The 16557-nt window shown below is 55.1% G+C and carries 18 protein-coding genes; 6 read left to right on the plus strand and 12 right to left on the minus strand.

Features of this window, described 5'->3' with window-relative positions; translation table 11 throughout:
• The coding region (locus JW937_04495) for a glycosyltransferase family 39 protein (protein MBN1586670.1) at positions 1 to 1656 on the plus strand (1656 nt) is incomplete at its 5' end.
• Positions 1653 to 2291 carry a hypothetical protein gene (locus JW937_04500; GenBank protein ID MBN1586671.1) on the plus strand — a complete coding sequence of 213 codons (639 nt, stop codon included), beginning with the start codon at positions 1653 to 1655 and terminating at the stop codon, positions 2289 to 2291. The genes JW937_04495 and JW937_04500, both read left to right, overlap by 4 nt.
• A gap of 26 nt (positions 2292 to 2317) precedes the next feature.
• On the opposite strand, the gene JW937_04505 is transcribed toward JW937_04500, so the two are convergent.
• The 5 genes from JW937_04505 to cysC all read right to left on the minus strand — a co-directional run bounded on the left by JW937_04505 (position 2318) and on the right by cysC (position 6030).
• Complete coding sequence (locus JW937_04505) at positions 2318 to 2893, minus strand: HD domain-containing protein (GenBank protein ID MBN1586672.1); 576 nt, start codon at positions 2891 to 2893, stop codon at positions 2318 to 2320.
• An 81-nt stretch (positions 2894 to 2974) separates the two neighbouring features.
• Entirely contained in the window at positions 2975 to 3760 is a 786-nt protein-coding gene (gene rlmB / locus JW937_04510) for a 23S rRNA (guanosine(2251)-2'-O)-methyltransferase RlmB (GenBank protein ID MBN1586673.1), read from the minus strand.
• 24 nt (positions 3761 to 3784) lie between these two features.
• Positions 3785 to 4645 (minus strand): 3'(2'),5'-bisphosphate nucleotidase CysQ, encoded by an 861-nt coding sequence (locus JW937_04515; protein ID MBN1586674.1) that lies wholly within the window; start codon positions 4643 to 4645, stop codon positions 3785 to 3787.
• Positions 4642 to 5403 (minus strand): phosphoadenylyl-sulfate reductase, encoded by a 762-nt coding sequence (locus tag JW937_04520; protein ID MBN1586675.1) that lies wholly within the window; start codon positions 5401 to 5403, stop codon positions 4642 to 4644. Before JW937_04520 ends, JW937_04515 begins: the two co-directional genes overlap by 4 nt.
• Positions 5404 to 5412: 9 nt before the next feature.
• Entirely contained in the window at positions 5413 to 6030 is a 618-nt protein-coding gene (cysC, locus tag JW937_04525; GenBank protein MBN1586676.1) for an adenylyl-sulfate kinase, read from the minus strand.
• A gap of 150 nt (positions 6031 to 6180) precedes the next feature.
• Here cysC and leuC point away from each other — a divergent pair, with 150 nt between their 5' ends.
• Together leuC and leuD are read left to right on the plus strand one after the other, a co-directional pair.
• On the plus strand, positions 6181 to 7590 hold the full coding sequence (gene leuC / locus JW937_04530) for a 3-isopropylmalate dehydratase large subunit (GenBank protein ID MBN1586677.1): 1410 nt from the start codon (positions 6181 to 6183) through the stop codon (positions 7588 to 7590).
• A 6-nt stretch (positions 7591 to 7596) separates the two neighbouring features.
• The gene (leuD, locus tag JW937_04535) at positions 7597 to 8199 is read left to right on the plus strand and encodes a 3-isopropylmalate dehydratase small subunit (GenBank protein MBN1586678.1); all 603 of its coding nucleotides are present in this window, start codon (positions 7597 to 7599) and stop codon (positions 8197 to 8199) included.
• 3 nt (positions 8200 to 8202) lie between these two features.
• Here the strand turns inward: leuD and hisN are convergent, their stop codons facing one another.
• Together hisN and JW937_04545 are read right to left on the minus strand one after the other, a co-directional pair.
• Positions 8203 to 8967, minus strand: a complete 765-nt coding sequence (hisN, locus tag JW937_04540) for a histidinol-phosphatase (protein ID MBN1586679.1) — start codon at positions 8965 to 8967, stop codon at positions 8203 to 8205.
• Positions 8960 to 9742, minus strand: a complete 783-nt coding sequence (locus JW937_04545; protein MBN1586680.1) for a DUF3108 domain-containing protein — start codon at positions 9740 to 9742, stop codon at positions 8960 to 8962. The genes hisN and JW937_04545 overlap by 8 nt, the downstream gene beginning before the upstream one ends.
• Positions 9743 to 9897: 155 nt before the next feature.
• Here JW937_04545 and JW937_04550 point away from each other — a divergent pair, with 155 nt between their 5' ends.
• Together JW937_04550 and JW937_04555 are read left to right on the plus strand one after the other, a co-directional pair.
• The gene (locus JW937_04550; protein MBN1586681.1) at positions 9898 to 11370 is read left to right on the plus strand and encodes a radical SAM protein; all 1473 of its coding nucleotides are present in this window, start codon (positions 9898 to 9900) and stop codon (positions 11368 to 11370) included.
• A 48-nt stretch (positions 11371 to 11418) separates the two neighbouring features.
• The gene (locus tag JW937_04555) at positions 11419 to 11922 is read left to right on the plus strand and encodes a methyltransferase domain-containing protein (protein MBN1586682.1); all 504 of its coding nucleotides are present in this window, start codon (positions 11419 to 11421) and stop codon (positions 11920 to 11922) included.
• Positions 11923 to 11993: 71 nt separating this feature from the next.
• On the opposite strand, the gene metF is transcribed toward JW937_04555, so the two are convergent.
• From metF to JW937_04580, 5 genes are all read right to left on the minus strand, one after another.
• Entirely contained in the window at positions 11994 to 12863 is an 870-nt protein-coding gene (gene metF, locus JW937_04560; protein MBN1586683.1) for a methylenetetrahydrofolate reductase [NAD(P)H], read from the minus strand.
• Positions 12864 to 12871: 8 nt separating this feature from the next.
• Positions 12872 to 14317: a trehalose-6-phosphate synthase gene (locus tag JW937_04565; GenBank protein MBN1586684.1), complete on the minus strand. Its 1446-nt coding sequence runs from the start codon at positions 14315 to 14317 to the stop codon at positions 12872 to 12874.
• Positions 14314 to 15108, minus strand: a complete 795-nt coding sequence (otsB, locus tag JW937_04570; protein MBN1586685.1) for a trehalose-phosphatase — start codon at positions 15106 to 15108, stop codon at positions 14314 to 14316. The genes JW937_04565 and otsB overlap by 4 nt, the downstream gene beginning before the upstream one ends.
• A 312-nt stretch (positions 15109 to 15420) precedes the next feature.
• The gene (locus tag JW937_04575) at positions 15421 to 16023 is read right to left on the minus strand and encodes a redoxin domain-containing protein (protein ID MBN1586686.1); all 603 of its coding nucleotides are present in this window, start codon (positions 16021 to 16023) and stop codon (positions 15421 to 15423) included.
• A 17-nt stretch (positions 16024 to 16040) separates the two neighbouring features.
• The gene (locus tag JW937_04580; GenBank protein ID MBN1586687.1) at positions 16041 to 16511 is read right to left on the minus strand and encodes a transcriptional repressor; all 471 of its coding nucleotides are present in this window, start codon (positions 16509 to 16511) and stop codon (positions 16041 to 16043) included.
• Positions 16512 to 16557: the final 46 nt, after the last annotated feature.

Raw genomic sequence — 16557 nt, forward strand, 5'->3', positions numbered from 1 at the left:
ACCCAAGGCCGCCTCGTATACCGAATCCATGTAAAGGAAGACGAAAACCTCTTTGTATCCGGCCGCTCCTACGCAGGCGGGGGCTTGGTTCCCAATCTGGAGGGCCAATGGGATCTGATTGCCCATGGAACCCGGGTGCCTTTGGACTCACGCACACGCTGGCTGGACAAGCGCGACTTCCTGATCAAACTGCCCAAAGCGCTGGACGGCGAACTCCAGTTGGAATTCCGGGCGTCTAACAATACCGGTCAAACCCTGCTGACTCTGAACTGGCTGGAAATCCAAAGCGTGCAAGCTTCCAGCGTGCTTGGCTCAGCCTTTGTGACTCCCTCACTTTGGAGAGTCGCCCTCAGCACAGCCGCTTTGCTGGCCCTGCCTTGGCTGCTCTCACCCGTATGGGCGCGGCGCGTACCCTGGGAACTCGGCCTCATTCTGTGGATCGGTTTGCTTTTGCGCTACCAAAATCTCACCCACCTGATCTTCTTGGGTCTGGAAACAGATCCGTGGAAATGGAAGCAGTTCGCGGACCGGATGGACCTCTTCAGTTCCGGCGCGGGATTCTTTTCAAACAGCTTCGGGTATCGCGAACCGCTATTCCCTTTAATTTGCCATCTTTTCTTTCTGGTCTCGGGAAGTTCCGAAACACATATCCGCCTTGTCTCCGCATTGCTGTCCCTGGGTGTGATTGTGTTGAGCTATCCCCTGGCCCGGCGCTTTCTCGGCAGAACCTGGGCCGCAATCATTACCGCTGTGGTGGCGCTCAACCCCACTCTGATTTATGAAAGCGGGCGCGGAAACCGGCTGGAGCTGTTAACCCTGCTCACCCTGGGGCTGGTCTGGATCCTGAGCGCTCCCGGGCCGGCCCGATTCAGAAGAGTTGCCGGCGCCGGGGCCTGGAACGCACTCTCGTCTCTCGCCCTGTTTTCTAACTTGCCTGCAAGCCTGGGCACCACCGCACTGGGGCTCTGGAGGGAAATCTCTTGGCGCAAGGCTGTTCTTTTCTTTACCGGAAGCGCGGCAGTGACGGGACTGCTCCTGAGCCCGCTTGCCTTAGGTCTTTCCCGGAACAACAGCGGGGTGCCCGCCAAATATGTGTATGCCATGGTGAAGTGGGAGCTTAGCGGCGCGCAGCGCTGGCCGTTCTCCAGACAAATCAAGATGAAGAACGCGCCTTTGGAGATGCTTGAAACCTCTTATAGCGACTACGAGAAGAGCATCGAGGAGGATCCCTCTAGAGAAATTTCCTACAAAGACTATGTCTTCGGAATGCACCGTCTGCCCACGGTCCTCGAATATACGGCCAAGGGATTTTTGCTGAGCACTTTGCTCCAAGGGATTTCCATCACGCAAAGCGATTTATTCCGTTGGCAGGTTCAGCCGAGCCCACTCCGGCGATTCGCCATCCTTTGGCCCAAGCTCCTGCATCTGTTTTTCAATCTCCTGGGGCTCTGGGGGCTGGGACTCTGCCTTCTCAGCCCGCAGAGACGCCTCCTGCCTGCGGCGATTCTCCTGTCGCTCTTTCCGATTACCTTTAGCTTGGGCTGGCGCGCCTTCGAGTACCCGCGTTACATCCTGCAGGTTTATCCCCTATACTTGATTTGTACTGCAATTGCCCTGAGCAAAATTTGGAGCCTGCGGCACAGGACAGGTGAATGAAGTTACCTACACTGCTATGGATTCTGATCCCGAGCCTCCTTCTGACTGCCCTTGCCCATGCGGGCAGCCTGCGCAGCAATGAACCGGGTGAGTTAATCGAACCGAGCAAAACTACTGAGCCCGGCGAAGCCGGCGAGTCCGGTGAATCCGCCAAAACAGATGCCCCGGCAGCGGGCATTACTTTGGTCATCGATACCTCCAAACTTAAGGAAGCGAAGAAAACCTACTTTGTGCCGGGAAAAGGCCTCGTACACCCTTCTGTTTATCTGGAATACAAGGAGGCCGAATACCAGGAGCTGCTGACCCAAAACACAGCCCACTTTGCGGCCTTTGGGACCATTGACCGCAGGCTCACCGAATATCAACTTTGGAATGAAGAAGACAAGATGAAAGCGCTTCGAGCCGAAATCGCCGAACAGATCCGTATTTACGACTTGCTCGAGGCAAAATCCGTGCAGGACCGCTCCCAACCCTCCTTGTTGCTCTCTGCTGATGGAGAGGAAGCGGTCATCGCCCCTCCGCCTGAGGTCAAAAAAGTGCCCAAGACCGGAAATGAAGAGTCCCTGGTGTCCACTGAGGACGATCCGTATCCGGAACCTTACAACAAAGAGTGGGATAAGTACTGGAGTTGGTAGAGAGCACAGCAGACTCGCCGGGCGGGCTATCTTTCCAGTTTCTTGAGGTGCTGCCACCAGGTCTGGCTGTCCCAATCCCGGAGGGCGCGGCCGAGCTTCTTGGCTGATTCGGTCTTGAGCAGCGCATAGGGACGCAGCATCCACTCGTCGGCCTTCTTGTAACCGCGATCCACATACTCCTTGCCCTGCAGCATGCATTCCAGAAGATCAGCGTCCCGGGCCACGACCGCCTCGGGGCTATTTTGTTCCTGCAGGTTCTTTTCCCAGGTTTCAAAGTCTGAGGCAAGATCTTCGGGGAGGAGTTCGCGCTGCTCTTTGGCTGCCGCGCGCTCCGCAGACTTGAAATCAATATAACGGTGGCCCACCTTGTGTAAATCATTGATGCGGGATTCGTGTAAATCATTGGTTAAACACATCATCACCGTAGGCAAGAGCTCAACGCCCTCGAGTTTTGCCAGCACAAAGCCGATAAGCGCAGTGCGGAACGAATGCTCGGCCACACTTTCGCCGTCTTTGATGCCCAAAAGCCACCAGCCGCTGCGGCGAACATTCTTGAGCGCACCGGCTTCTGCGAAAAAATTGAGTAAGGAGTCTGTGTTCATTGCGAGTACCTTCTTTATCGTCCTGAGTTTACCGAGTCTAGCCCGAAGCAGGGACGGTTCTCGCCAACCCATTGCACTGCATTAAGTTCCGTGAGAACCGTCCCTTCTGCCCAGTTGCCTGCAGACTTCATAACAGACGATGGCCGCAGCCACCGCCACATTCAAGGAAAGCCCTGCCCCTGCCATGGGGATGCTGAAGCAATAGTCCAAATGCTTTTCCAGACCCGGACGAATGCCCCGGCCTTCCGAGCCAAACACGATGGCCGCGGGTGAGAGAATCCCTGTTTGGTCCAGGCTCTGCCCGCCGGCTGTCGCAGCGCCGCCGATCCAGTACCCGGCCTTCTTTGCCAGTTCCACGCTTTGCACCAAATTGGTCACAAGCGCCACAGGCACATAGTTCTCCCCGCCATTGGCCACCCGCAAAACCGCCTCGGTGACTTCCACTGAATCGTGCTTGGGTAAGACCACGGCAAAACCCCCGAAGCACGCTGTTGTGCGCAGAATCGCGCCCAAGTTTTGCGGATCCGTGATCCGGTCCAAAAACACGAGACAGAGTTTAGGATCCGCGTTGAGCAGCGCCTCATAATCCGCGTACTTGAAGGAGGCCACTTGGGCAAGCACACCCTGGGAATGCACACCCGCCTCCAGCTTCTCAAACTCCCTGACAGGAAGTTCGGAAATCCGGAGCCCTTGGTCCTGTGCCGCTTTTAAAAGCTCCGGCAACTTAGCCCCGGCTCGCACATAAATTTCTTGGAGGGATTGAGGATTGGCTCGAATGCGTTCGAGGATGGGGTTCTTGCCGTAAAGCAACATGGGGGGCCAGTCGTTCCAATGGGGACGGTTCTCGCGTAACTTCAAGTACTGCAAAGAGTAATTGAGAACCGTCCCTGGTTAATGTGTCTTCAGGTGGAGTCGGCCGTCCCGGAGCTCGACCTTGGACTTCAGGTATTCCACAAAATCCGCATGACGCGGGCCATTGCTCGCAAACGTGGGATGGGCGTGATTATAGACCCCATTCATAGAAAAATCCAAGGCACTGCCGTCGTAGGAGGTGAACTCCCCGCCCGCCTCCTGCATCAAAACCAGAGGCGCGCAAGTGTCCCAGTAGTGCACTCCGTGATGATTGAGATAAAGCTCACCTTTCTGGGTTGCCAGCAAAGCCACCTTAATCCCCACGCTGTTGATCGGAGGCAGGACCTCAAAACCCATCTCCCCTACCACGCTTTCCAACAAGGCCTCAGGGAAGCCTGTGGACACGACCAAACGCATGGTGTCCCATTCGCTCCGGTCCGTCACTCTAATCTTACGGCGCTCTCCGTTTTGTATCGCATCACAACCCTGGCCTTTGACAGCTTGGTAAAGGCACTGCTCTACGGGATCAAACACCACACCCAGGACCGGGACGCCGTTTTCGAGCAACCCCACCATCACGCTAAAACCGTGCTCTCCCCGCGCATAGGCACGCGTTCCATCCAAAGGATCGACCACCCAAATATACCTGGACCCTTCGGGCCCGGCCAACCCGGATTCCTCGGTAAGCACCCGGTGATCGGGAAAAGCCGCACTCAAACCATCCCGCAAAATCTGATCCGCGGCAAAATCCGCCACAGTCACAGGCGAGCGATCAGCTTTGATTTGTTTTTCCGGAAGGTCTTCGAGGAGTTCCATGATTCGGCGTCCGGCTTTAAGAGAGAGCCGGCTCGCCACACGGACAAAGGATTGGTAGGGTTCTGAAAATTCCGAGGGACTCATGAAGCCCCGGGCTCCGGGTAAGGCAGGTGCAGTCCGCATTCCTTCTTGTCGTCCGCAACGCTTTGATTAAACCAACGCCAACGCCCGGCGCGGCGCGGCTCCCCCGGGCCGATGGGTGTCGTACAAATCACACAGCCCAGGGATTCATAACGCCAACCGTTCTGCTCCCACTCGAGTAAGGGATGCAAAGGCACATTGTGTTCTTCGAGATAGGCCCGAACCTGAGCCTCGGTCCAATCGGCCAAAGGACACACTTTGAGCAAAGAACGGCTGCCCTCTGGAAAATCCAATGAAATCATTTCCAAGCGCCTGACCCCGGCACGGTGCTCCGACTGATCTGCCCGCAAACCCGTAACCCAGGCATCGAGGGTCGCCAAAGCCTCTAGATTGGGTTCCACCTTGCGCAAACGGCAACAGAGTTCCTGCTTTTCTTTGGAATCAAAGAAGAGATTTTCTCCGTGCCGGGCAATCATCTGATCCAGATTAGCTTTATTCGGAGTGAAACGCTCGATCCGGAGCCCGTATCTCTTTTCCAGGGTCTGAAAATACTCGAGGGTTTCGGGGAAAAGGCGGCCGGTATCCAGGGTGTAGACGCGGGGATGCAAGCCGGCTCCCACGGCCATATCCAGGATGGCGCTTCCGGCCAGTTGGCCGCTGGTGCCGAGGGCCGCACGATCGCCCAAGAGCCCGAAGACCTCAACAAGGAGGTCTTCGGGAGCGGCTTTGGATTCGATTTGCTTGAGTAAAGTCGGGGTCACTTCCATTGTTTAGATAATACCGCGCTCAGCAAGCAACTCAATGACACGGCGCGTGCTCTGCTCCAAACTCTCTTTACCGCTGTCCAAAACAAGCTCGGCGCTCTCAGGCTCCTCATAGGGCGCTGAAATACCCGTAAACTGCGGGATCTCTCCCGCGCGCGCCTTCTTGTACAAACCTTTGGGATCCCGTTCCTCGCAAACCTCCAAAGACGCGTCACAAAATACCTCCAAGAAATCTCCAGCAGGAAGGAGCGCCCGCACCTGGTCCCGGTCTTCTCTATACGGAGAGATAAAAGCCGTAAGCACCACCACATTGGATTGAGCAAAAAGCTTGGCCACCTCCCCGATGCGGCGGATATTTTCCGTGCGGTCCTCAGGCGAAAAACCCAGGTTGCTGTTGAGACCATGCCGGATATTGTCGCCATCCAGCACAAAGGCGTTGATGCCGTTCTCCACTAAAGCCAGCTCCACCTCGCGGGCCACCGTGGACTTGCCCGACCCGGACAGCCCCGTGAACCAGACCACCGCACCCCGCTGGCCCAGTTTTTCAAGCCTCTGTTCTGTGGTGAGATTCCCGTGGTGCCAGCTGATATTCTCACTCACCGGGGAATTCTTGTTTGCGTTCATAAAATTCTCCTTTGATGTAAACGGAAGGCAAAATTTTTATGATTTATCTCATAAGGACGGCTCAAATCCGGTATTCTACCGCAAAGCGCCCGGTTATGATATCCTTTTAGCTCTTTAAGTTCAGAATTCCTGGAGCACGGAGCAATCCTCATGGGTGAAAGTCTCTTTAACAAAGTTTGGAATGCCCACACAGTCCGCGAAATGCCTGACGGGCAAACCCAGCTCTTCATCGGGCTGCACCTCATTCACGAGGTCACCAGTCCCCAGGCCTTTGGCATGCTGCGTCAACTGGATCTGCCCGTGGCTTTTCCGGAGCGCACCTTTGCCACGGTGGACCACATCATCCCCACCGATACCCTGGAACGCCCCTTTCAAGACGCCCTGGCCGAAAACATGATTGTGGCCCTCAAGAAGAATTGCGCCGAGCACGGCATCACCTATTTTGATGTGTCCAGCGGGCTCCAAGGCATTGTGCATGTGGTGGGACCTGAGTTGGGTCTGACCCAGCCGGGTGTAACAGCGGTTTGCGGGGATTCCCACACAGCCACACATGGAGCCTTCGGGGCCATTGCCATGGGGATCGGCACCAGCCAGGTGCGCGATGTGCTGGCCACCCAAACCCTGCGCATGGGCAAACTCAAGGTGCGGCGGATCAATGTCACAGGTTCCTTGAAGCCCGGAGTTTACGCCAAAGATGTCATCCTGCATATTATCCGCATTCTGGGGGTGAATGGCGGGTTGGGACATGCCTATGAATACGGCGGGAACGTGATCGAAAACATGAGCATGGAAGAGCGCATGACCTTATGCAATATGTCTATTGAGGGAGGCGCGCGCGTAGGCTACGTCAACCCGGATGAAACCACCTTTGAATATCTGAAGGGCCGGCGCTACGCTCCCAAGGGCGCGGCCTGGGACAAAGCACTCTCCTATTGGAAGAGCATTGCATCAGATCCGGATGCCGTATACGACGATGTCTTGGAAATCCGCGGTGAAGAGATTCCGCCCACCGTGACTTGGGGCATCAATCCCGGCCAGGCCATTTCGGTTAAGGAGAACGTGCCCAGCGTGAACTCTGCGCCCGAAGCAGAACGCGCCTCAATAGCAGAGGCTCTGGAATACATGAAGCTCAAACCCGGAGCGCCGATTGAGGGTACACCGATCAATGTGGCCTTTATCGGCAGCTGCACGAACGGCCGTATTTCCGACCTCCGCGAGGTTGCCAAGCATGTGCAGGGCCACAAAGTTCTCCAGGGTGTGAAGGCGTTGGTTGTGCCCGGGTCCATGAGTGTGGCCCAGCAGGCCGAAGAAGAAGGGCTGGACAAGATTTTCACAGAGGCCGGATTTGAATGGCGAGAGCCCGGCTGTTCGATGTGCCTGGCAATGAACCCGGACAAGCTCATCGGCGATCAGATCTGCGCTTCCTCCAGTAATCGAAACTTCAAGGGGCGCCAGGGCAGCCCCTCGGGACGCACTCTCTTGATGAGCCCCGTAATGGTGGCCGCCGCGGCGATTCGCGGTGAAGTCGCAGACGCACGTGAAGTCTTTGGGACGGAGTAAAGAAATATGGCATTGGCAAAAATCAAACAACTAAGAGGCACCGGGGTTTATGTGCCCGGCGATGACCTGGATACGGACCGCATTATTCCGGCCCGTTTCATGAAATGCGTGACCTTTGACGGGCTCGGCGAGTACGCGTTCTATGACGCGCGCTTTGATGAGGACGGCAACTCCAAAGGACACCCGCTGGATGCTCCCTCCCACAAAGGGGCCTCTATCTTGATTTCCGGCAAGAATTTTGGCTGCGGCTCTTCGCGAGAGCACGCTCCGCAGTCCCTGTACCACTTTGGGCTGCGTGCGGTCCTTGCCGAATCCTTTGCCGAAATCTTTTTCGGGAATTGCACCACCTTGGGAATCCCCTGCGCAGTCCTGAGCGCTACAGATCGCGAAGCTCTGGCCCAGGCGGTCGACGCAAATCCCAAGCTGGAAATTGAAATTGATTTGGAGAAAAGTGAGGTCCGTTTCGGCGAACGGAAAATGCAATTTAATATGCCGGAATCGGCGCGAGCTGCTTTAGCGGGAGGCCAGTGGGATCCGCTGAGTCAGCTGCTGGAGGCTAAGGAACAAGTCGCAGCCGTAGAATCCGCTCTCCCTTACCGCTTCGCGTAGCGGTCATCCCCGCAACATCTCAATCACTTCCTGATGGATCGCCCCGGCCGTAGCTACGGCACTGTCGGCCTGCACAGGATCTCCACCCTCGTAGTCTGTGATCTTACCGCCCGCACCGCGCACAATCGGAATCAAGGGCTGAATATCCCAGGCATTGACGATGGGATCCACCATGATATCCGCGTATCCCGTGGCCAAAAGATAGTATCCGAAGCAGTCGCCCCAACCTCGGAAAAGCTTTACGCGCTGAACCAGCGAATGAAAGGCTATCGGATCCTTGTGCTGCTCAATGGAGCGCACTGAAGTCGTCAGAAGAGTGGCACGGGAAAGGTGTTCACAAGAACGCACTCTGACCGGAATGCCGTTGAGCGTACACGATTCATCTGTACCCAAAAGGAGCTCGCCCAATACCGGCAAGTGCATGGCACCGGCCAGGGGCACTCCCGCCTCCAGATAACCGATCAAGGTGCCGAATAGCGGAGTCCCGCTGATAAAACTCTTGGTGCCGTCAATGGGATCCAGAATCCACTGGCGTTCAGCGTCAGGCCGGCTGTGACCGTACTCTTCCCCCAGGATCCCGCAGTCCGGGTATTCCTCTTCCAAGACCTTGCGGATCGCAGCCTCGGCCTCGCGGTCAGCGACGGTAACCGGAGACTGATCCTGTTTTTCTTCGAATTCCATAGGCCGGCGAAAGTACCGGGTGATGAGCGGCCCGCTGATTTGAGTGAGCCGGGACATGGTTTTCAGGATAGGAGCCAGATCAGCCATCGGATTCTTTAGCCTCTCCATCCGTCGCCAGACCAAAATCCGTCAGGACCGCCTCATACTTCAGGAGTCCTGCGGAACGGAATTTCAGCGGCAAACGCCGCGCGTCATCGCTTGCCCAAAGGCGAAACTCGTTGGGGTTGCCTGTAAAGGCCAGGGCCTCAAAGTCCCCGGCAGGGACCTCAACATTTTCGGACCCGGAAAATTTCAGGTCAAAGTCCACGGTCGGCAAAAACACATTGAGATTCCAGTCCGGAGCAAAAGACTCGGTCTGCCGCACAAGATAAATCAAACAGATCACGTTGTGCAAGGGACCTGCCCGCTCGATTACCGTGGGCTCGCGGTCCGCGCCCTCCTGGGTCACGGTGACGCGCTTGTTCAGCTGATCGTAGTCCTCAACAATCTTCTTGCGTGCACCCATCTGGCGGATATCGCGGAAAATCTTTACAGGCAGGAAATTGTCGGGGGAAAGATAGATCTCCTCCCGGTCGTCGAAGGTCGCGGTATCCAACGCGACCACGATCTTATGCAGCCTCTGTCCCTCAAAATCAACATTCGGATAAAAGGTCATGACTGCCGAACCGATGCGTACACGCTTCCAATAAATCTTGAAGCGCATCTGTTCCCCTTCCGCAAAGGGAGCCAGAGTCTCCAGCGGCTTCACAAATTGCTCGGGCAGACGAGCCAGCTGAGTCAGCTGGTAAATGCCGAAACCCAAGCAAAGCGCCGCGCCCACGGCAAAGAGGCTGATTAGGAATGAACGGAGGAGTCGCTTCATAAAAGTGGATAACTCAAGTGGAAACAGAAGTTAATTTGTTTATTAATATCCTTACTAACATTGACTCTGTGCCCTTGGGCGCGTATAATTGGTGCTTAGTATAACAAGATTAGTCAGTTAGCGCTACGGCGGGCCCACCCCCTGGGAAAGCATCCATGAACTCATCCAAGGTCGACATTCTCTTTGTGAACCAGCCCTCGCCGGACAAGGACTGGATCATCCGTGATATCAACCGCTCCGGCCGCAAGACGCGGGAACACATGATCTGGCCCCAGACCAATTTAGCCTGGGAAGCCGCAGTCATGCGGGATGCCGGATTCACCGTGCAAATTATTGATTCCGTGGCTTCGCGTCTGAGTTGGGAGGAGCTGGAGCTCCGTGTCCAGGACCTCAAACCCCGCTACGTGGTTGCGAATGTAATCTCCACCACACTCAATAACGACATGCGGCTTTTCTTTTACGCCAAGGCCCAGGGCTCAATCACCATTGCCCACGGCCCCCATATCACGGACAAACCGCTTGAGTCTCTCCGGGACTTCCCCTGCGTGGATTACTGCGTGATGAACGAGGCGGAGGAAGCTCTGCGCGAACTCATTCTGGAAATTGAAAAAGGAACCGGGGATTTGGGCCATATTCTAGGCATTGCCTGGCGGCGCGGAACCGAACCGGTACGGAACGGAAAGCGCCCGTTTATTGCAGACCTGGATTCCCTTCCCTCCCCGGCCTATGAGCTGCTTCCCTTGGACAAATACTATATGCCCTTTTTCGGCAACTATGTCTTTATTGAGGGAGGCCGCGGTTGCCCTTACCGGTGTATCTATTGCAGGCAGACTGTCATGTGGGAAAGCCGCGTGCGCAACCGCAGCGCTGAAATCCTCTTTAAAGAGGTCAAGCAACTCCACGACCTGGGTATGAAGCATGTGATGTTCCACCACGACACCTTTACCGCGGACCGGCGCATGGTGATGCGGCTCTGCGAACTCATTATCGAGAGCGGACTCAAAATCAAGTGGTGCTGTAACACCCATGTGGCGCGGGTGGACGAGGAGTTGGTGGGAATGATGAAGAAGGCCGGATGCTGGATGATCGCGCCGGGTTTTGAGACCGCTGACCAGACAATCCTTGACAATGTCCAAAAGCGGGCCACGGTTGAACAGAATATCCGGGCCGCTCACATGATTCACAATGCGGGCATCGAGGTGTGGGGTTACTTCATGTTCGGCAATCCCGGCGAAACGCACGAAACGATCCGGCGCACCATTGATATGGCCAAGGAACTGCCGATCACCATCGCCAATTTCGCCATTGCCAGTCCTTATCCCGGGACGGAATTCCATCGCCAGGCCGAAGCCAACGGCTGGCTGGTCAAACAAGCGGCCTGGGAAGATTACGATCAGAACTATTCTCCTGTGGTAGACTACGGTCATCTTAAGCCCGAGGATATTTATCAAGCTCTTAAGACTGCAAACCGCGAATTCTTTTTCAGGCCCAAGCCGCTCCTGCGCATTGCCAAGGAAATGAAAAGCTGGCCCATGATTAAGTCGTTATTCGGAATTACGCTGAGTTATCTCAAGTTGTTCTTGGGCAAGGAAACTGTCCAGAAGAAAGTACGCGAGCGCGCCGCTTAGCTGGCGGATAGACCAAGGGACATATCTCCGAAGGAGATCTGTCCCTTAATGAGAGAACCACAAATGTCTGATCTGTCTCATGTAAAGCGCATTGACATCGGTTGCGGCCTCCCGGACCAGAAGTACCCCGAGTGCTTTGGGATGGACGTTAATCCCAAATACAATCCCGACCTATTGCACAACTGCGATGACGGCGTCCCCTTTGCAGACAACCAACTCAGTTTTATCAATAGTGACAACTCCCTGGAACACGTCAAAAATCCCTACTTTGTCCTCAAGGAATGCTACCGCTGCCTCGAACCCGGCGGCACCATGCGCCTGGTAGTTCCCAACTGCCAGTGGTTCCCTCTCGTGCTACTCAACTTGGTGATCGATCTGGACTGGTTCTGGCACAAGTGGATGAATCTGTCCTTCAAAAAGGAGCGCGGCATTCACTGGACGCTCTATACGCCCTTCCTCATCACCAAAGTCGTCAAGGATGTGGGGTTTAAAGTGGAGAGCCGGAAGGGATTCCTGTATTCCAAGGAAATTGAGCTCTTCCTGCGCAAGTAGCTTATAGGGAGGTTCTTACGGCCCGTGGAGTTCAGCAGACGCTAAGAACCGTCCCTGACTCAGCCTGCAAGTCAAACCGCAAGGCCAAGATTCTTCAGCACAACTTCAACAGATCCCGACTTATTCAACGAGTAGAAATGCAGGCCCGGGCATCCAAAATCGAGGAGACCTTGCGCCTGTTCGGTGGCAAGTTCGATTCCGTATTCCGTGGCAGCCGCCTCATCCTCCTTGAGTCTCTCGAGCCGGGCTGAGACCTTGTCCGGAATCGTGGATTTACAGATAGCTGTGAATCGCTGCACTTGATCCCGGGAAAGAATGGGCAAAATCCCAGGGACAATCGGCACTTTAATGCCGGCCTTGCGCGCGGCATCGTGGAATTCATAAAAGTGGGCGTTATCAAAAAAAAGTTGGGTCACAATCACGCTGGCTCCGGCATCGACCTTTTTCTTAAGATAGGCAATATCGCTCCGGCGGTCCGGGGACTCCGGGTGGAGCTCCGGAAAACCGGCTACGGCGATGGAAAAGTAATGATAGCTCGCAGCAGCCTCAACCAAATCCGCAGCATAGTGAAACCCATCCGCATGCGCACTAAACTCCTTTTCACCTTTGGGAGGATCCCCGCGCAAAGCCATGATATTGGGAATCTCCTTGTCTCTGAGAAACTCCAGGTTCGAATGAATCTCCTCTTTGGACTGGCCCACCACAGTCAGATGACATACGGTCTCTAAAGCCAGGCGATTCTTCAGTTGATCCACCAGATCCAGCGTAAGGTCCCGCGTGCTCCCCGCAGCGCCATAGGTAACAGAAAAGAAGGCCGGGTCAAAAAGACGCAAACGATCCACCTGCTTCCACAAAGCCTCCAGGCCCTGAGGCGTTTTTGGGGGGAAAAGTTCAATGGAGATATCGGGTTTATTGGATTGGTAAAGCTGTTCGAGCTTCATCGCCCTGGCTACTCCGCAGCAGGTTCTTCATCGGCGCCGTAAAGAGATTCCATGAATCCTACCAGCCACTTATGCACATTGTTGCGGCGAATCTCGGAGCGCAAAAGGGTCATGCGTTTAGATTGTTCTTCCGGATCCATAGTGAGGGCCTGATACAAGGCCTCCGCCGTACCCTCCAAGTGATACGGATTGACCGCCAACGCACCCTTAGACAAAGCATCGGCCGCACCGGTGAACTCACTCAAAACAAGCACACCCCGGTTATCCACACGGGCAGCGCAGTATTCCTTGGCCACGAGATTCATGCCATCGCGCAACGGTGTTACCAGGCAAACTTCGCAAGCCAGGTAATGGGCCAAGAGCTCCTCACGATCCAAAGCGCGAAACATGTAGTGGATAGGCACCCAGCCGTGGCGGGCAAACCTGCCGTTAATGCGCCCGGCCAAACCCTCCAGCAAACCCTTTAGATTCTGGTAGCCCGGCACACGGGTACGGCTGGGCACAACCACTTGCAAGAGGGACACTTTACCGTGCAGCTCCGGATGCTGTTCGAGCATCTTCTCAAAAGCATGGTATCTTTCGGGAATGCCCTTTGTGTAATCCAGGCGATCAAGACCCAGAATAAGTTTGCTCGCACTCACTTCCTGCCGGATCTTTTCCGCCCATTCTTTGATCTTGGGTGTGTCTGCGGCATCATTAAACTCCGCAAAATCAATACTGATAGGGTTGTGCCAAGCCCGTGTGATGCGTCCGGCATGGCGAATAATCCGTTGCCTGCCCTTGCGTGTAATCTCAGATCCCGGAACCAGGGCGCCCACACAACGCCGGAAGTTACGCCGGTCCCTCAGAGTCTGGAAGCCGACCACGGAATAGTCCAAGAGAGCGCTCATCAGTTCACGCTTCCACGGCAGACGCGCTATTAAGTCCTGGGAAGGAAACGGAGTGTGGAGAAAAAAACCGATAGGCTGCGTCACTCCAAGTTGTCTCAATTGCCGGCCCACCAAGAGCAGTTGGTAATCGTGAATCCAGACCACATCGTCCGGCCTCAGAGACTCTGCAATCGTTTCGGCAAAATGGCGATTGGCATTGACATACGCATCCCAGGCGTCGCTTTCAAACTTGCACTGCCCCAGCAAATCGTGAAAGAGAGGCCAAAGTGTTTCGTTGGAAAATCCGCGATAAAATTTGCTGGCCTCATCCGGGCTCAGCAAGACCGGACGAATATCGTAGGTTTGTTTCTGGCTGTACTCCTTGAGCAAAGCTTCTACTGGAGCCCCCTCCTCCTCCACACCTGACCAACCAATCCAGAGCCCGCGGTTTGCGGACATGACAGGCACAAGAGCTGTAACCAAACCTCCGGAGCCGGACCGGATCTCCCAGGATTCCCCTTCGCGGGTCACCACAATCGGTAAACGATTCGAGACCACAACAAGCCGCTTCTCTAAAGTTGTCATCGTTTTGCCTCACAGGCTTCCAGCCATTTTCCCAAAAATTCCAGCAGCTCTTCCGGCGGTTTGACCCATAAATCCGCCCGGGTTTCTCTGAATTCAGGCCGGACCAACACACAGAGCCCGCGTTCACCCAGAGCTTGAAAGGCATCTTCGTCCGTCTTGTCGTCGCCAAGGTAGGCCACCGGATCTTTCCCGTCGATCTCCTGCAGGATTGCCTCCACGGCCGTGCCCTTGTTGCGCCCTGCAGCCCGGATCTCCAAGCCGCCGTCAAATTCGTGGAATTCCAGGGGCCACTTCTTGGCCGCTTCAATACACTGCTGCCGGACTCGATCCATCTGAAGATGAAAACCGGTCCCCTCGCGGCCTCTCCAATGAAAGGCAATACTATAGGGTTTGATTTCCAAAGCCTCGCCCAGGCCCTCCCCCTCGGCCCAGGCCTGCATTTCCCCAAGTCCCAACTGCATTTCCACATCCAGATTCGGACGAAGGAGTTCGCCGGTGGATAACATCCTCTCCCAACCGTGACAACCCCAGATCTCCGGATGAGGTACCACGCCCAAAAGGGCGATAACTTCCGAAACCGGCCGGCCGCTTACGAGGACCGTGCGGCATTTAGGACTCTGGACCAACGGACGCAGCAGCTTCGCCACTCCTGGATAGGGCTTGGCTTCATTGCGTTTGACCACAAAGGGCGCCAGTGTACCGTCGTAGTCCAGGAGCAAAGCGCAGCGTTCGGCTTGGGCGAGCTCATTCCAGAAAAATGGGAGTTGGATGGTTTTGTCCAGAATTTCCATAGAATTTATGCTTACATGAAGATCGGCTATAGTTTACGACAAACGAGCATATTCTGCACCCACAGCCTTTATGCAAGGACCACGCGTCTTTTTTCTGTGTACAGGGAATTCCTGGCGGAGCCGGATGGCCGAGGCAGGCGTGGATATTTCCGGGCAGCAGTCCAAGAACGTGAAGGACTTGCTGATGAGGAAAAACAACTCGACTGCTGCCGGCGTATGCGGTCAGGGACGGTTCTCGCTTGCTCATTACGCTGCAATGAGTTACGTGAGAACCGTCCCCTTTGTCGACACAGTCTGGTCGTTCTTTCCGTCTTAGGCGACCGCTGCAGCCACGCGACCTACGAGATCAGCCCCGGGCTTGAGAGTCTTTGCGCCTTCTTTCCAATTGGCTGGGCAAGCTTCCTCAGGATGCTTGGCCAAATACGTGTTGGCCTTGATCTTGCGCAGGAGTTCCTGGGCATTCCGGCCCACATTGAAGAAATTCACTTCTGATCCCGTGAGTTTCCCTTCAGGACTGATGATAAAGGTACCGCGATAGGCCAATCCCGCGGATTCATCCCACACACCAAAAAGGCGTGAAACATTGCCGGTTGGATCAGCAGCCATGGGATACTTCACTTTTTCAAGCAATTTCTCCTCACGCTGCCAAGCCAAGTGCACGAATTTGGTGTCTGTAGAGACGGAAATGATCTCCGCACCGGCTTTCTGGGCCTCGTCGTAGATGCTAGCCACATCTGCCAACTCAGTCGGGCAAACAAAAGTATAGTCCGCAGGATAGAACACGAGAATGGTCCACTTGCCGGCTTTCTTTTGTTGCTCCAAGGAGATTTCACCGAAGCTACCACTCTTCGGGTCATAAATCTCCATTTTGAAATCGGGAACTTCATGACCTATTCTTGCTTGCTCTCCACACATGTACTTTCCTCCTCGGTTTAAGCCTTGTTGTTTGTATTCGACTTGCGGTCTTGCCTGCAATCAGGGCAAAGGCCCATAAAGGAAATACTGTAATCAAAAATCGAAAAACCCTTCTTACTAACCTGAGGCAGTGACGGCAGATCCAACTCCATCTCTGAAATATCCAGCACACTGTCACATGCTGTGCACACCAGATGATGATGCCTGCGGGTATTGGGGTCGAATCGCACCACGCCCCCCGGGTGGGCAATCTTACGGGCTACGCCCATTTTCACCAAAATATCCAACACCCGGTAGACCGTAGCACGGGAGATTTCCGGAAAGTGAGCCTGAACGCTCGCCACCAACTGTTCAGCCGTGGGATGGTCTGTGTGGCCTGCCAATTCCTCGAAAACCGTTCTGCGCTGGAGTGTGAGCGGGTAGCCCTGTTCACGGCACGCGGCCTCAAAGAATTGCACCCGGTTGTGGATTTCTATTTGGGATATCATCTTGTTTAAGATTTTATCTCATCTAGGACTAATTGTCAACCCCCAT

This window comes from Candidatus Omnitrophota bacterium (assembly GCA_016929445.1).
Taxonomy (GTDB): Bacteria; Omnitrophota; Gorgyraeia; order JAFGIU01; family JAFGIU01; genus JAFGIU01.

Bases quoted from the DNA above. Each gene is read 5' to 3' on its own strand.
- JW937_04515 (MBN1586674.1), bottom strand. From the start codon at position 4,645: ATGAGTCCCTCGGAATTTTCAGAACCCTACCAATCCTTTGTCCGTGTG.
- leuC (MBN1586677.1), top strand. From the start codon at position 6,181: ATGGGTGAAAGTCTCTTTAACAAAGTTTGGAATGCCCACACAGTCCGC.
- JW937_04505 (MBN1586672.1), bottom strand. From the start codon at position 2,893: ATGAACACAGACTCCTTACTCAATTTTTTCGCAGAAGCCGGTGCGCTC.
- JW937_04580 (MBN1586687.1), bottom strand. From the start codon at position 16,511: ATGATATCCCAAATAGAAATCCACAACCGGGTGCAATTCTTTGAGGCC.
- JW937_04550 (MBN1586681.1), top strand. From the start codon at position 9,898: ATGAACTCATCCAAGGTCGACATTCTCTTTGTGAACCAGCCCTCGCCG.
- metF (MBN1586683.1), bottom strand. From the start codon at position 12,863: ATGAAGCTCGAACAGCTTTACCAATCCAATAAACCCGATATCTCCATT.
- JW937_04555 (MBN1586682.1), top strand. From the start codon at position 11,419: ATGAGAGAACCACAAATGTCTGATCTGTCTCATGTAAAGCGCATTGAC.
- leuD (MBN1586678.1), top strand. From the start codon at position 7,597: ATGGCATTGGCAAAAATCAAACAACTAAGAGGCACCGGGGTTTATGTG.
- JW937_04545 (MBN1586680.1), bottom strand. From the start codon at position 9,742: ATGAAGCGACTCCTCCGTTCATTCCTAATCAGCCTCTTTGCCGTGGGC.
- hisN (MBN1586679.1), bottom strand. From the start codon at position 8,967: ATGGCTGATCTGGCTCCTATCCTGAAAACCATGTCCCGGCTCACTCAA.
- JW937_04500 (MBN1586671.1), top strand. From the start codon at position 1,653: ATGAAGTTACCTACACTGCTATGGATTCTGATCCCGAGCCTCCTTCTG.
- cysC (MBN1586676.1), bottom strand. From the start codon at position 6,030: ATGAACGCAAACAAGAATTCCCCGGTGAGTGAGAATATCAGCTGGCAC.
- otsB (MBN1586685.1), bottom strand. From the start codon at position 15,108: ATGGAAATTCTGGACAAAACCATCCAACTCCCATTTTTCTGGAATGAG.
- JW937_04565 (MBN1586684.1), bottom strand. From the start codon at position 14,317: ATGACAACTTTAGAGAAGCGGCTTGTTGTGGTCTCGAATCGTTTACCG.
- JW937_04575 (MBN1586686.1), bottom strand. From the start codon at position 16,023: ATGTGTGGAGAGCAAGCAAGAATAGGTCATGAAGTTCCCGATTTCAAA.